The organism is bacterium (assembly GCA_035530055.1).
In the GTDB taxonomy this organism is placed as follows: domain Bacteria; phylum UBA6262; class WVXT01; order WVXT01; family WVXT01; genus WVXT01.
Genome location: DATKVN010000093.1, coordinates 45,494 through 58,814, shown reverse-complemented (window position 1 = coordinate 58,814; position 13,321 = coordinate 45,494). Strand labels below are relative to the sequence as shown.

The 13,321-nt window shown below is 41.2% G+C and carries 14 protein-coding genes; all 14 read left to right on the top strand.

Annotated features, from left to right (window positions below; genetic code table 11):
- Positions 1-235, top strand: a 235-nt coding sequence (locus tag VMW39_07240; GenBank protein ID HUW23807.1) for a hypothetical protein, incomplete at its 5' end; no start/stop codon positions are given.
- A 181-nt stretch (positions 236-416) separates the two neighbouring features.
- Entirely contained in the window at positions 417-2,450 is a 2,034-nt protein-coding gene (fusA, locus tag VMW39_07235) for an elongation factor G (protein ID HUW23806.1), read from the top strand.
- 213 nt (positions 2,451-2,663) lie between these two features.
- A complete protein-coding gene (locus VMW39_07230) occupies positions 2,664-3,413 on the top strand; it encodes a YebC/PmpR family DNA-binding transcriptional regulator (protein ID HUW23805.1) in 750 nt (249 codons plus the stop codon).
- A gap of 30 nt (positions 3,414-3,443) precedes the next feature.
- A complete protein-coding gene (gene ruvC / locus VMW39_07225; protein ID HUW23804.1) occupies positions 3,444-3,935 on the top strand; it encodes a crossover junction endodeoxyribonuclease RuvC in 492 nt (163 codons plus the stop codon).
- 50 nt (positions 3,936-3,985) lie between these two features.
- On the top strand, positions 3,986-4,588 hold the full coding sequence (gene ruvA, locus VMW39_07220) for a Holliday junction branch migration protein RuvA (GenBank protein ID HUW23803.1): 603 nt from the start codon (positions 3,986-3,988) through the stop codon (positions 4,586-4,588).
- Positions 4,589-4,601: 13 nt separating this feature from the next.
- Entirely contained in the window at positions 4,602-5,627 is a 1,026-nt protein-coding gene (gene ruvB / locus VMW39_07215; protein HUW23802.1) for a Holliday junction branch migration DNA helicase RuvB, read from the top strand.
- Positions 5,628-5,792: 165 nt separating this feature from the next.
- The gene (locus tag VMW39_07210) at positions 5,793-6,398 is read left to right on the top strand and encodes an epoxyqueuosine reductase QueH (protein ID HUW23801.1); all 606 of its coding nucleotides are present in this window, start codon (positions 5,793-5,795) and stop codon (positions 6,396-6,398) included.
- Positions 6,382-7,542 carry a SpoIID/LytB domain-containing protein gene (locus VMW39_07205; protein ID HUW23800.1) on the top strand — a complete coding sequence of 387 codons (1,161 nt, stop codon included), beginning with the start codon at positions 6,382-6,384 and terminating at the stop codon, positions 7,540-7,542. Before VMW39_07210 ends, VMW39_07205 begins: the two co-directional genes overlap by 17 nt.
- Positions 7,530-8,699, top strand: a complete 1,170-nt coding sequence (queA, locus tag VMW39_07200; GenBank protein ID HUW23799.1) for a tRNA preQ1(34) S-adenosylmethionine ribosyltransferase-isomerase QueA — start codon at positions 7,530-7,532, stop codon at positions 8,697-8,699. The genes VMW39_07205 and queA overlap by 13 nt, the downstream gene beginning before the upstream one ends.
- A gap of 24 nt (positions 8,700-8,723) precedes the next feature.
- The gene (tgt, locus tag VMW39_07195; protein HUW23798.1) at positions 8,724-9,860 is read left to right on the top strand and encodes a tRNA guanosine(34) transglycosylase Tgt; all 1,137 of its coding nucleotides are present in this window, start codon (positions 8,724-8,726) and stop codon (positions 9,858-9,860) included.
- A gap of 24 nt (positions 9,861-9,884) precedes the next feature.
- Positions 9,885-10,235: a preprotein translocase subunit YajC gene (gene yajC, locus VMW39_07190; GenBank protein HUW23797.1), complete on the top strand. Its 351-nt coding sequence runs from the start codon at positions 9,885-9,887 to the stop codon at positions 10,233-10,235.
- Positions 10,232-10,894, top strand: a complete 663-nt coding sequence (locus VMW39_07185) for an HD domain-containing protein (GenBank protein ID HUW23796.1) — start codon at positions 10,232-10,234, stop codon at positions 10,892-10,894. The genes yajC and VMW39_07185 overlap by 4 nt, the downstream gene beginning before the upstream one ends.
- A gap of 38 nt (positions 10,895-10,932) precedes the next feature.
- Positions 10,933-12,315 carry a protein translocase subunit SecD gene (gene secD / locus VMW39_07180; GenBank protein HUW23795.1) on the top strand — a complete coding sequence of 461 codons (1,383 nt, stop codon included), beginning with the start codon at positions 10,933-10,935 and terminating at the stop codon, positions 12,313-12,315.
- Between the two features lie 106 nt (positions 12,316-12,421).
- On the top strand, positions 12,422-13,315 hold the full coding sequence (secF, locus tag VMW39_07175) for a protein translocase subunit SecF (GenBank protein HUW23794.1): 894 nt from the start codon (positions 12,422-12,424) through the stop codon (positions 13,313-13,315).
- Positions 13,316-13,321 lie beyond the last annotated feature (6 nt).

Sequence of the window (13,321 nt, the reverse complement as noted above, 5' to 3'; positions counted from 1 at the left end):
GGCAAGTAAGAAAATAGGAATGGTAACACCTTATGCTGGGGTGAAATTCTTTCATAATTGGATAAGATGGAAGGACGAAGTAGAGGGTGATACGGGAAAGGGAAGTAGTGGTGACATTAGTCCTTTTTTAGGTGGAAAGATATCATTTTGGTCTTTTCTTTCAATAAAAGGTGAGATTAGTTTTGTAGATGAGATTACTTATGCTGGCGGATTAAGCTTGAGTTTAGGGCTGTAAAAACAGAGATTAGACTGAATAAGCTCTATTAAGGAATCCGATTTTTGGTCGGATTCCTTTTTTATTTTCTTTTTTAGCACGGTGGTGACCATTGAGGGATTTTTTAACTTGACACTTAAATTAATTTATCATAAAATAAAATTTGATGGGTATACGCTCAAATCTACACGGGGAGGATGCAATGAAGAAGTATAAGACAGAAGACCTAATAAATATCTCTATAGTGGGTAGTGGGTCAACAGGAAAGACCCAATTGGCTGAGGCAATCTTATTTTCAGCGAAGGCTATAGACAGGTTAGGGAAAGTAGACTCTGGCAATACAGTTTGCGATTATAATGCGGATGAGATTGAGAGGAAGATTTCTATCAATTCGTCGATCGCCTTCTGCGAATGGAAAGATAAAAAAATCAATATCATCGATACTCCCGGGTATGCCGATTTTGTTGGTGAAGTGATAGGAGCTCTTTTCGTTATGGAGATTTCCATTGTTAACGTTTGTGCTTCCAGCGGTGTAGAAATGGGAACCGAAAAGAAGTGGGAATATGTTCAGAAAAGTGAAAAACCATCTATAATCTTCATTAATCGCATGGATAAGGAGAATGCCGATTTCGATAAAATAGAAAAGAGTTTGAAAGAGAAATTGACTCCCAATGTTGCGCCGATTTCTATCCCCATTGGTTCTGGTGACAAATTTTCCGGATTAATTAATCTGCTTACTAACAAGGCTATAGTAGAAGGGAAAGAAGTGGAAATACCCCAAGAAATGGTAGCCAAAGCTAAAGAATATAGAGAAAAACTGATCGAGGTAATCGCTTCTTCAGAAGACACGTTGATTGAGAAGTATCTGGAAGGTCAGGAATTAAGCCCGGAAGAGACTAAAAGCGCTCTTAAGAAAGGAATTGTGGAGCACAAAATTGTGCCTGTTCTTTGTGGTTCGGGATTACAAAATATTGGCATCGGTCAACTTCTCGACTTTCTGGTAGAATATGCGCCTTCGCCTATGGAAAGAGAGGGAGAAGTTAAGATTGATCCCAATGGCCCATTTTCAGCATTGGTGTTTAAGACCTTTTCTGAGCCCCATCTGGGAGTGATAAACTATTTAAAGATATATTCAGGTAAAGCATCAACCGGGTTGGATGTGATTAATAACACTAAAAGTTCCTCTGAAAGAATAGGGCAAATTGCCTTTGTGCAGGGAAAAACGCGTATTGATGCCAAGGAAGGAGAAACAGGGGACATCATTGCCGTGGTTAAACTAAAAGATACGGGGACGAATGATGTGCTTTGTGACCCAAAAAAGAGGGTTTCCATCTCCAAGATAAGCTTTCCCGAACCAGTGGTAAACATGGCTGTCTATCCCACGTCGAAAGGTGAAGAAGAGAAGATAGCCAATGCCTTAGCTACAGCCATGCGTGGAGATCCTACTTTGAAGTCCGGGATGAATAAAGAGACGAAAGAAATGATTTTATCAGGAATGGGCAGTCTCCAGTTAGAAATTATGTCCAAAAGAGTGAAAGCGAGATATGGCGTGGAGGTAGAATTGAGAAGGCCTAAGATTGCCTATAAGGAGACCATTCGCGTTGCTGCCGATGTTCAGGGAAAATATAAGAAGCAGTCCGGAGGTCGTGGGCAATATGGCGATTGCTGGATTAAAACCGAACCTTTAGAGAAAGGGAAAGGGTTCGAATTTGTTAATAAGATTTTCGGTGGTGCAATTCCCAGTCAATATATTCCCGCAGTGGAGAAGGGAGTTAAGCAATCCATGGAAAAGGGAATAATTGCTGGGTATCCTGTAGTGGATGTCAGAGTGACTCTTTACGATGGTAGTTTCCACGATGTCGACTCTTCCAATTTAGCCTTTGAGATTGCCGGTAGCATGGCCATTAAGAAAGGGGTGGAACAGGCACAGCCTTTTATTTTAGAGCCGATTATGGAAGTGGAAGCGATTGTTCCTGAGGAGTTCATGGGCAGTGTAATGGGAGATTTAAATAGTCGGCGAGGCAGAGTTTTAGGCATGGACCGTGAGGGTAAGAAACAGGTGATAAAAGCATTAATTCCCGAGAGAGAACTTTTCAATTATGCTACAGACTTGCGCTCATTGACCAAGGGGAGTGGAGAACATAAAGTGAAGTTTTCTCATTATGAAGAAGTACCGCCAAATGTTACTCAACCTCTAATTGAAGCTTACCAAAAGGCAAAGGAAGAAGGAAGATAACCACCGAAGCCACCTTCAAAGTTTAAACATTGCGTAGTTAGAGTTTATTGCATGTAGAACTCCTTAGCTGCTTTTGAACAGACGTTTTATCCCAGGTTTTCTCTTTACAAAAGGTAAAGTTTTATGATAAAATAATATAACCTAAAACCAATCTCTCTGATTTATCCAACCCCTGATGCAGGGGCGGGATTCATATAAGGAGGTACTGGAGAAATGTCTGGACATTCCAAGTGGGCTGGAATAAAGCATAAAAAGGCTACTATAGATGCTAAAAAAGGCCAGATTTTCAGCAAGATTATAAGAGAAATCACTGTGGCAGCAAGGCAAGGAGGAAGTGATCCTGTTGGCAATCCTCGCCTGAGAGTTGCCATTGACAAAGCCAGGGCAGTTAATATGCCCCAGGACAATATCAAGAAAGCGATTAAACGTGGTACAGGAGAGTTACCAGGCGTAACTTATGAAGAATTGGTTTATGAAGGTTATGGTCCGGGTGGAGCAGCAATTTTAGTAGAAATAACCACTGACAATAAGAACCGTGTAACTGCAGAAGTAAGAAAAACGTTTTCCAGACACGGGGGAAACTTAGGAGATGCGGGTTGTGTGGGCTGGATGTTTAACAAGAAGGGATACATTTCCGTAGATAAGAAGAAGATAAAAGAAGAAGAACTAATAGAAATAGCCCTGGAGTCCGGCGCAGAGGATGTAAAGGCAGATGATGAGGACCTTTTCGAGATAATCACTCAACCCCAGGATTTTGAAAAGGTAAAAAAGTCCCTGGAGGGAAAAAATATTGAGATAAATTCTGCAGAGGTAACTATGCTACCACAGACCTACGTTAAACTTGAGGGAGCAAAGGCTGAGCAGATGCTGAGGCTTATGGACGGGTTAGATAATAATGACGATGTTCAGAATGTATATGCCAACTTCGATATACCGAAGGAGATAATGGAAAAGGTGTCTTGAAAATCATAAGTTAACTTTTAGGGGAAGAATGTGGTTGTTTTGGGAATCGACCCGGGCATAGCTGCTTTAGGCTGGGGGATTATAAACAGGACAGAAGAAGTAACTTATAAAGTTGAGGCATATGGGTGTATAAACACTGATAAAAGGAGTCTCTTCTCAAGAAGGTTAGAAGAGATACATAAAAAACTCAGTAAAATAATTAAAAAATATAAACCAGACATTGCTGCTATAGAGCAGCTTTTTTTTGCTAAAAATGTAAAGACAGCAATAAGTGTAGGAGAAGCTAGAGGAGTGGCTATTCTGGCAGCAGTCCAAGCAAATCTGCCTGTAGCTGAATATACTCCCCTCCAGGTTAAACAAGCTCTGGTTGGCTACGGGCGGGCAGAAAAAAAACAGATGCAAAAGATGCTCAAGATTTTATTAGGACTAAAAGATATACCCCAACCCGACGATGCAGCAGATGCCCTGGCTGTAGCTCTTTGTCATCTCAATTCCCAGAAAATGGCTAAACTGGGAAAGTGAGAATAAGTGTGAGACTCCCGTTCAAATTGCTGGCTAATGGGAACTAAAAAATGTTCGACTTTTTAAGAGGAAGATTAGAAGACAAAGAAACTGACCATATTGTTGTGGAAGCTCAAGGAGTGGGCTACAAGATTTCCATTCCTCTGTCTACGTATGAAAAACTGCCTTCCCCAGGAGGGGAAGTCAAAATTTACACATGGATATCAGCATCTATGTACGGCAAAGGAAACACACTTTACGGGTTTCTAACTCTGGAAGAGAGAGAAGTGTTTCTCATTCTGCGGTCAATTTCCAAGATAGGAGCCAAGGGCGCGCTGGAAATTCTCTCCAAGATTTCCAAATCTTTTCCCGATTTCAGAAGAGCGGTAATTGCCAGAGATACGCAAGTTCTAACAGGAATTTTTAGCCTGACCAAAAAGACTGCAGAGAAGTTGATCATAGGTTTGAAGGACAAGATAGAAGTCTTATCCTTTGCCGGAAAGGAAAGATTTGCTGCCAGAAACGAACAGGAAATTGCCGATGCCATAAGTGGGCTGGTCGCTTTAGGGTATAAAGTTTTCCAGGCAAAAGAAGCAGTAAATTCTGTATGTGAAACCATAGATAAAGATGCTCAGGCTGAAGAAATAATTAAGCAGGCATTAAAATATTTATGAAAAATGGGGTAAAATGCAAGAGAAGATTACCATACCCACTGTAAAGAACGAAGAAGAGAGGAAGTTCGACTATACACTCAGGCCCAGGACGTTAGAAGAGTTCGTGGGCCAGACAAAGTTAAAGGAAAATCTTAAGATATTTTTTGCAGCAGCAAAGAAGAGGAAAGAAGCTCTTGACCATTGCCTTTTCTATAGCCCTCCGGGGTTAGGGAAAACCACGCTTGCCTACATAATTGCTAAAGAATTAAAAGTTAATATAAAGACAACTTCCGGTCCTATTCTGGAACGAGTTGGCGATTTGGCCGCTCTTCTAACCGATCTTTCTGATGGAGATATTTTCTTTATTGACGAGATCCATCGACTTAACCGTATGGTTGAAGAAGCGTTATATCCGGCAATGGAAGAATATAATTTAGATATAATAATCGGCCAGGGCCCCAGCGCCAGAAACATTAAACTTCAGCTTCCCCGTTTCACCTTAGTCGGCGCAACTACCCGGGCAGGCTCTTTGACATCTCCTTTAAGAGAAAGATTTGGTATTGTAGCCCGTCTCAATTTCTATACGGATAGCGAACTGGAACAGATAGTTCTTCGTTCAGCAAGAATTTTAAATATTGTTATTGACCCGGCTGGAGCCAGGGAAATTGCCCACAGGAGTCGCGCTACGCCCAGGGTAGCTAATCGACTTCTAAGAAGAGTGCGTGACTATGCACAGGTCAAAGGAGACGGGAGAATTTCAGAGGAGATTGCCCAGAAAGCTCTGGAGATGTTCGAGGTCGATGGGATGGGATTGGATAGTATGGACAGGAAAGTTTTGACTACAATCATGGAGAAGTTTTCCGGAGGGCCGGTAGGTTTAGAGACAATAGCAGTAGCTGTAGGCGAAGAGACAGAAACCATAACCGATGTTTATGAGCCTTTCCTGATTCAATCTGGATTTCTAGAGCGCACCCCTCGGGGAAGAATGGCCACTAAATTAGCCTACGAACATCTAAAGTTACCCAAGAATTCCATTAAAGACCAACAAGAACTATTTTAGGAAAAGAGGAAAAGGGGTCAGAGTCATTTTTAGTACTCCATTATAATAATGTCTCGATAAATTAGGACTACTCTATTATATAACGCGGGTTAAAACCTGCTACTCCACTAAAGCCTGTAAGTTAAGACAGGCTTTATTTAAATTATCCCAAGAAGAGAAACTTAAATGAGACTCTTATTACATGTATGTTGTGCAGGTTGCGCCTTTTATCCGTTAAAGAAGCTGCGCGAAGTAAAAATGGAAGGAAAAGATTTAGAAATCACCGGGTTTTGGTATAATCCCAACATACACCCTTATAGCGAGTATCAAAACAGGATGATGACTATGGGTTATTTTTCCCAGAAAGAAAAGCTACCGATGATCTGGAAAGACGAGTATGCTTTAGAGGAGTGGCTGGAAGCAACCAGAGGAAAATTTGATTTGCCTGTCCATTCTGCGGGCCAAGGGAGAACTCCTGTGTCCTGGAAGAAAGAGAAAAGATGTGAAAAGTGTTATGATTTAAGGTTAGAGAAACTGGCAAAAGAGGCAAAAGAAGGAGGCTACGACTATTTTTCCACAACACTTTTATATAGCAAATTTCAGGAACACGAAATAATAAAAAAAATTTGCGAAAAACTTAGAAATGAGTATAATATAAATTTCTATTATGCAGACTTTCGCCTTGGGTGGAAGGAAGGCATAGAGATTTCCAAGAAGATGGACCTTTATCGACAGCACTATTGTGGATGCATTTTCAGTGAAAAAGAGAAAATAGATGAGAAAAGAATTTAATTTATTTTTCAGATTGATATTTTTAATCCTTCCCATACTTCTGTCCCCACCGTCTTTAGCCGGGAACCGTTTGCCGGAAACAATTATTCGCATAGGGATTTTAGAAAATGTCTATTCAGCCAATATCAGTGCGGACGATGGTTTTGAAGTCATCGATTTAGGAACGGGAAGGCATGTTAAACTGAAGAGCAGTAGTATCTATTTAATCTTGTCTACCTCTAAAGGAATAAGAATTGGGAATGAAATATTCAGCCCATCGCTTCGGTTCAATTCCCTTTCTGATGGTGAGATGCTCAGGGTTAATGGTCGGAGATACCGGGATGGGATTAAAATTTCGTTAAACAGTAAAAGGAACTTAAATGTAATAAACGAACTGGGAGTAGAAGGATACCTTTACGGGGTAATGACCCGGGAAGTCTCTCCGGAATGGTCTATAGAAGCTCTTAAAGCCCAGGCAGTCGTTTCCCGGACCTACGTTATGAAAAATTTGGGAAAGTACGATAAAAAAGGTTTCGACCTTTCAGCTACAATAACCTCTCAAGTATATGGTGGTGGGGAAGCAGAAGACTCGCGCACGTCTAAAGCAGTCGACCTGACCCAAGGAGAGGTAATTACTTATAAGGGAGAGCTTATAAAGAGCTTCTTTCACAGTAATTGTGGAGGATACACAGAAGATGTAACCAACGTCTGGGAAGGAGAAGAACGATTTCCTTATTTGAAAGGAGTAGTCTGCCCTTTTTGTAAAAAGACTCACCAGTACTACTGGGAAAAGACGATAAAGAAAAAAATGCTTGAACAGAAACTAAATGAAAAAGGATACAATCTCGAAGAGATCAAGAAGATTAAAATTTTAGGGAGAAGTTCCTCTGGTAGAGTAACTTATTTAAAAATCTATCACCAGCGAGGTCGCCTCAAAATTAGAGCAAGCACTTTCAGGATGGTTATGGGTCCCAACCTCATCAAGAGCACACTATTTGCCATGGAACATATAGGTAACAGAATAAAGTTCTATGGCCGAGGGTGGGGGCATGGGGTAGGTATGTGTCAATGGGGAGCTAAGGGTATGGCTGAACGGGGAGCCAACTATCGACAGATTTTGCGATACTATTATCCTAAAACAAAGATTGAGAAATGGGAAGATTAACCCAACTCCGCGAATACGATTATCACTTGCCTGGAGAGTTTATTGCACAGACACCTGCTAAACCCAGAGACCACTGTCGACTGATGGTACTATCCAGAAAAACAGGTCAGACAGAGCATAAGATGTTCGTTGACATAGTGAAACTGGTCGAGCCTGGTGATTTACTGGTAATTAATAATACAAAAGTAATAAGAGCCAGGCTTTTAGGAAGGAAAAAGGATACTGAAGGAAAAGTAGAAGTTCTCCTGTTAAGGCGGTTGGCAAAGACGGAAAAGATAACTACTAGTTCTTGCGGAAAAAGAGAGAATTTCAAAGAAGTTTGGGAGACAATAGTCAGGCCAGCAAGGAGAATAAGGGAAGAGACTGAAGTGCTCTTCTGGAAGAACAGTTGGGCAAGCTCACGTTCTCCAGGAATTCCTTGTTTACTGGGCAAGGTTTTATCTACAGGAGGAGGAAAATTTATCTTTGGATTCGACTTTCCAGGAACTTTCCCAGAGAACCTGGAAAAGATTGGTGAAGTTCCCCTTCCTCCTTATATTAAAAGAAATTCTCACGATAGATTTAAACTTCAAGATAAGAAATGGTATCAGACGGTATTTGCAAAAAAGGAAGGGGCAGTAGCAGCTCCCACTGCAGGGCTCCACTTCACCAAGAGGCTATTGAACAGGATCGAAGCTAAAGGAGCAAAGGTTGTACCCCTCACTTTGCACGTAAGCTGGGGAACTTTTAGGCCAGTAAGAGAGGCTGAAATTACCAGGCATAGACTGGATGCCGAATACTTTGAATTAAGTGGGGCTACTGCCAGAGCAATTAATCAGGCTATAGAAAAGGGAAAGCGAATCATTGCCGTGGGAACCACCACGGTAAGAGCTTTAGAATCATGTTGTGTAGAGGAAAAACCACCATCAATTTCTGCCAAATTGGAAAAGAAGGTCGTAGTAAAACCAGGAAAGAACTGGACAGAACTATTTATTTATCCTGGCTATAAATTTAAAGTGGTAGACGGGTTAATTACCAATTTCCACTTGCCGGAATCTACTCTTTTAATGCTTGTGGCAGCATTTGCTGGAAAGGAGAATATTTTCCAGGCATATGAAGAAGCCATAAAGGAAAAGTATCATTTTTACAGTTACGGCGATGCTATGTTCATCATTTGAAACTTCAATAAAGAAAACAATGTAATGAAAAAAACGTTTGAAGTATTAAAGAAGAGTAAAAAAGCGAGAATAGGTAGAATTGTAACTACCCACGGCGTAATCACTACTCCTGTGTTTATTCCCGTAGGGACTCAAGGTACAGTAAAAACCCTGTCGCCCAAGGAACTGGAAGAGGCAGGAGTAGAGATAGTTCTCAGCAATACTTACTATCTATTCTTAAGACCGGGAGTGGAGATAATAAAGAAGGCTGGTGGTATCCATAAGTTTATGGGCTGGAATAGACCAATTATAAGTGATAGTGGCGGATATCAAGTTTTCAGTCTTGCCGACCGAAGAAAGATAAGCAAGGAAGGGGTAGAGTTCCAGTCGCATATAGATGGCGCTAAGCATTTCTTTTCCCCGGAAAAAATTATTGAGATTCAGATTAATTTAGCTTCCGATATTATAACCTGTTTTGATGAGTGCATTCCCTATCCCTGCGGGAAAGATTACGCCCAGCAGTCGATGGAATTGACATTGAAATGGGCCAGACGGTGCAAAAAGGAATTCAACAATCACCACTCATCGCCAAATTCACAATGGCTTTTTGGCATTATCCAGGGAGGGATGCATAAGGACTTAAGGAAAAGGAGCGCTGAGGAGACGATAGAAATTGGATTTGAAGGTTACGCAATAGGCGGCTTGAGCGTGGGAGAACCGCAGGATTTACGGAATGAGATTCTGGACTACACTACACCGTTCCTTCCCGAGGACAAGCCACGCTATTTAATGGGAGTGGGAGAGCCTCAACAACTATGGGAAGCTGTGGAGAAGGGCATCGATATGTTCGATTGTGCTATGCCCACCAGGAATGCCCGCAACGGTCAGGTGTTCACCTCCCGAGGAAAAGTAGTAATTAAAAATGCTCAATACAAAGACGATTTTGCATCTCTCGATCCAGAATGTGGATGTTACACCTGTCGTCACTTTTCCCGAGCCTATCTCTGCCATCTTTTTAGAGCAGGGGAGATTTTGGCATTAAGATTAAACACTTTACATAATATGCATTTTATGGTAAAATTATTCAAACAGATTCGTCAGGCGATTGAACAGGATCGCTATGAGGAAGCAAAAAGAGAATTTTTAAAAAAGTGGCATAATGATAGTGAAAAAATTCACTAATTAATATAAACATGGAGGTATCTAATGGATCTTGTTTATGCTTTGGGTCAACGTCCAGGAGGAGCGGAAGGGGCTTCCAGAGGTAGTGCATTTGGAGGCTTATTGCCTCTAGTTCTAATCTTTTTTGTTTTCTATTTTCTTCTGATTCGTCCTCAACAGAGGAAAGTTAAAGAACACCAGAATCTTCTCAATGCCCTAAAGAAGGGAGATGAAATCATTACTTCTGGCGGAATTCACGGGATAGTAAGTGCAATCAAAGGCAATGTTGTGGATTTGAAGATTGCTGAAGGAGTAAAAGTAGTTATTTCCAAAAGTGCAATTGCCACAGTGGTCAAATTACCGGCCAGTCCCGAGCAAGGAAAAGAGGAAAAATGAGTAGAGTAACAATTGAAGAAATTAAACAGCATCCTCGGGTGATTGCTTTCCTGGGAGCGGCAGACCAATATATGAGTGCAGTGGGCTACACTGAGCATGGGCAGCGTCACGCTAAGTTGGTTTCCAATATTGCTCATAATATCTTAACCTACTTAGAATATAATCAACGATTAACAGAGTTGGTTGCAATTGCTGGTTATCTCCACGACATGGGAAATATGATCGGTAGGACGCGTCATGAGCAGAGTGGAGCGCTGTTAGCTATTGAAATTTTGGAAAGCTTGAAGATGGATAGTAATGAAATTGCCTTGATTGCCGGGGCGATTGGTAATCATGAAGAGGAGACCGGTGGTCCCATCAATGCCATTGCTGCAGCCGTTATTCTAGCTGACAAGTCGGATGTTCATCAATCGAGAGTGCGTCCCAATCTAAAGATATTTGATATTCACGACCGTGTAAATTACGCATCGAAGAAATCATTTCTGAGAGTAAACCACGCCAAGAAGATAATTACATTAGAACTCACCATTGATACCAAAGCTTCCCAGGTGATGGAGTACTTTGAGATATTTCTGAAAAGAATGATAATGTGTCGGCGAGCAGCAAAATTTTTAAAATGCAATTTTGAACTGCTTATTAATAAAATTAAACTGCTTTAGGCGCTTTTCATATGTCAATAGGCATTTAGGAGATATTTATGCAGAAATCAATTCAGTGGAAAGCAATCCTTACAGCAATAATTGTTATATTGGCGCTAGCATATTTATATCCGACATACCAATGGTATAGTAAATCTCCTGAGGAAAGGGTAAAGCTGGAAGAGAGGAAAGATAAAATTCTGGGCAAAATCCTGAAGCTGGGCCTCGATTTAAGGGGAGGAATGCATCTGGTTTTGGAAGTTGATTTAAATAGACTTCCCGAAGGAACTTCCCCCAGCGATGCTATGGAAAGAGCATTAGAGGTCATACGCAATCGTGTAGACCAATTCGGCGTGGCCGAACCATTAATTGCTCGTCAGGGAGATAGGTGGCTCGTTGTGGAATTACCTGGAGTGAAAGACCCCGGAAGAGCGATTGAACTTATTGGAAAGACGGCATTACTCGAGTTCAAATTGGTCAATGATGGAGTCAGAATAAGCGAGGTATTAGATTCTGAAGGAAAAGTTGATCCCAGCAAAATTCCCACTGGTTATGAAGTCCTGCCCGGGAAGATGGAAACATTATTTTTATTGAAAGAGGAGCCGGAAATTACTGGGGCAGCACTGACCAATGCCAAAGTAGAGATAGGTGGCCAGTATAATATGCCCTATGTAGCTATCGATTTCAATAAGGACGGTGCCAAAAAATTTGCCAGGATAACAGAAATCAACATTGAGAGAAACCTGGCTATTGTTCTTGACGGGCGAGTGCAATCAGCTCCTGTAATCAAGAGTAAGATCCCTGATGGCCATGCAATAATTGAAGGAAACTTCACCATGGAGGAAGCCAAGAACTTAGCTATTGTATTGAGGGCGGGTGCTTTGCCTGCACCAGTTAACATCATAGAGAATAGAACCGTGGGTCCCAGCCTGGGAAGAGACTCAGTTCGTGCTGGAGTAGTGGCCGCGGGAATTGGTCTTATTTGCGTAATGCTCTTTATGGTAATCTACTACAGGTTATCTGGCTTGGTTGTCAACTTAGCACTCATCTTAAATTTGATTATACTTTTGGGAATGATGGCTTATTTTCGTGCAACCCTAACCTTGCCTGGCATCGCTGGCATCATCTTAATCATCGGCATGTCAGTAGATGCCAATGTTTTGATTTTTGAGAGGATCAGAGAAGAGTTAAAAGCAGGCAAAACGGTCAGAGTAGCAATTGATTCAGGATACCAGAAGGCATTCAGGACCATTCTCGATTCCAACCTGACTACATTGATAGCAGCAGCTTTCTTGTTTCAATTCGGCACGGGCCCGGTAAAAGGTTTTGCGGTCACGCTTTCTTTAGGTATATTAATTAGCATGTTTACTGCCTTAGTGGTTACACATATGGTTTTCGATATGGTTTTAGTGGGTAAAAAAGTGGAGAAACTAAGCATATAGAAAGGTAGCAGCAAAGCGCAAGCTTTGCCGCTACAGGATTCGATTTTTGGCTAAAAAGACATGTCTTTAGAACTATCTTTCAATTATTACTAAATAGGAGAGAGGGATGCAATTTTTTGGTAAAATGAACTTCGGGTTTATTGAAAAGAGAAAGAAAGCTTTTATCCTTTCGGGACTTATGATTTTGGTCTCAGGGTATGCCATCTTTCACAAAGGAGTAAATTTGGGGATAGACTTTACTGGTGGCACACTCGTACAAATAAATTTCTCCCAGGAAATCGCCGTAGGAGGGATGAGAGAAACACTGTTGAGACACGAGCTATCCGGAGCTACCATTCAGAAATTTCCCAATACCAATGTACTGATCATTAGAGTAAAAAGTTTGGATGTCGGACCTTTAGAGATTGTTCAAAAGTTAACTTCCATTTTCCAAGAAGAGTTTCCTCAAAATCAATTTACCATTGAGCGAAACGAGGTAGTGGGACCCGTGGTTGGTGAGTATCTTAAAAAACGTGGTATAAAGGCTTTCTTATTCGCCTTCTTAGGCATTATTATCTATGTCGCCTGGCGCTTTATAGGAGGTATCTGGGGCCTTGCTGGAGTAACAGCCTTAATTCACGATGTATTCATCACTTTTGGTATATTCGCCATATTGGGAAAAGAGATTACTCTTCCCATTGTTGCTGCCCTCCTTACATTAGCTGGATATTCCATAAACGATACTATCGTGGTCTACGACAGGATAAGAGAGAATATCAAGCTGCAATATAAAAAGCCTTTGATTGAGGTAATAAACTCAAGCATTAATGAGACATTATCCCGCACTACGATGACTTCCCTGACCACTCTGTTGGTGGTCTTAGCAATATTCGTTCTGGGTGGTCCTGTTATTCACGATTTTTCTTTTGCAATTTTAATAGGGATATTTATCGGAACATATTCGTCTATATTTATAGCCAGTCCCCTCGTTTATGAGTGGAAGGCGAAAAAGAGTAGATAAGAACAT

What these genes read in the sequence shown, in the direction of transcription:
- fusA (HUW23806.1), top strand. Translation starts at nt 417, where the DNA reads ATGAAGAAGTATAAGACAGAAGACCTAATAAATATCTCTATAGTGGGT.
- VMW39_07230 (HUW23805.1), top strand. Translation starts at nt 2,664, where the DNA reads ATGTCTGGACATTCCAAGTGGGCTGGAATAAAGCATAAAAAGGCTACT.
- ruvA (HUW23803.1), top strand. Translation starts at nt 3,986, where the DNA reads ATGTTCGACTTTTTAAGAGGAAGATTAGAAGACAAAGAAACTGACCAT.
- ruvB (HUW23802.1), top strand. Translation starts at nt 4,602, where the DNA reads ATGCAAGAGAAGATTACCATACCCACTGTAAAGAACGAAGAAGAGAGG.
- VMW39_07210 (HUW23801.1), top strand. Translation starts at nt 5,793, where the DNA reads ATGAGACTCTTATTACATGTATGTTGTGCAGGTTGCGCCTTTTATCCG.
- VMW39_07205 (HUW23800.1), top strand. Translation starts at nt 6,382, where the DNA reads ATGAGAAAAGAATTTAATTTATTTTTCAGATTGATATTTTTAATCCTT.
- queA (HUW23799.1), top strand. Translation starts at nt 7,530, where the DNA reads ATGGGAAGATTAACCCAACTCCGCGAATACGATTATCACTTGCCTGGA.
- tgt (HUW23798.1), top strand. Translation starts at nt 8,724, where the DNA reads ATGAAAAAAACGTTTGAAGTATTAAAGAAGAGTAAAAAAGCGAGAATA.
- yajC (HUW23797.1), top strand. Translation starts at nt 9,885, where the DNA reads ATGGATCTTGTTTATGCTTTGGGTCAACGTCCAGGAGGAGCGGAAGGG.
- VMW39_07185 (HUW23796.1), top strand. Translation starts at nt 10,232, where the DNA reads ATGAGTAGAGTAACAATTGAAGAAATTAAACAGCATCCTCGGGTGATT.
- secD (HUW23795.1), top strand. Translation starts at nt 10,933, where the DNA reads ATGCAGAAATCAATTCAGTGGAAAGCAATCCTTACAGCAATAATTGTT.
- secF (HUW23794.1), top strand. Translation starts at nt 12,422, where the DNA reads ATGCAATTTTTTGGTAAAATGAACTTCGGGTTTATTGAAAAGAGAAAG.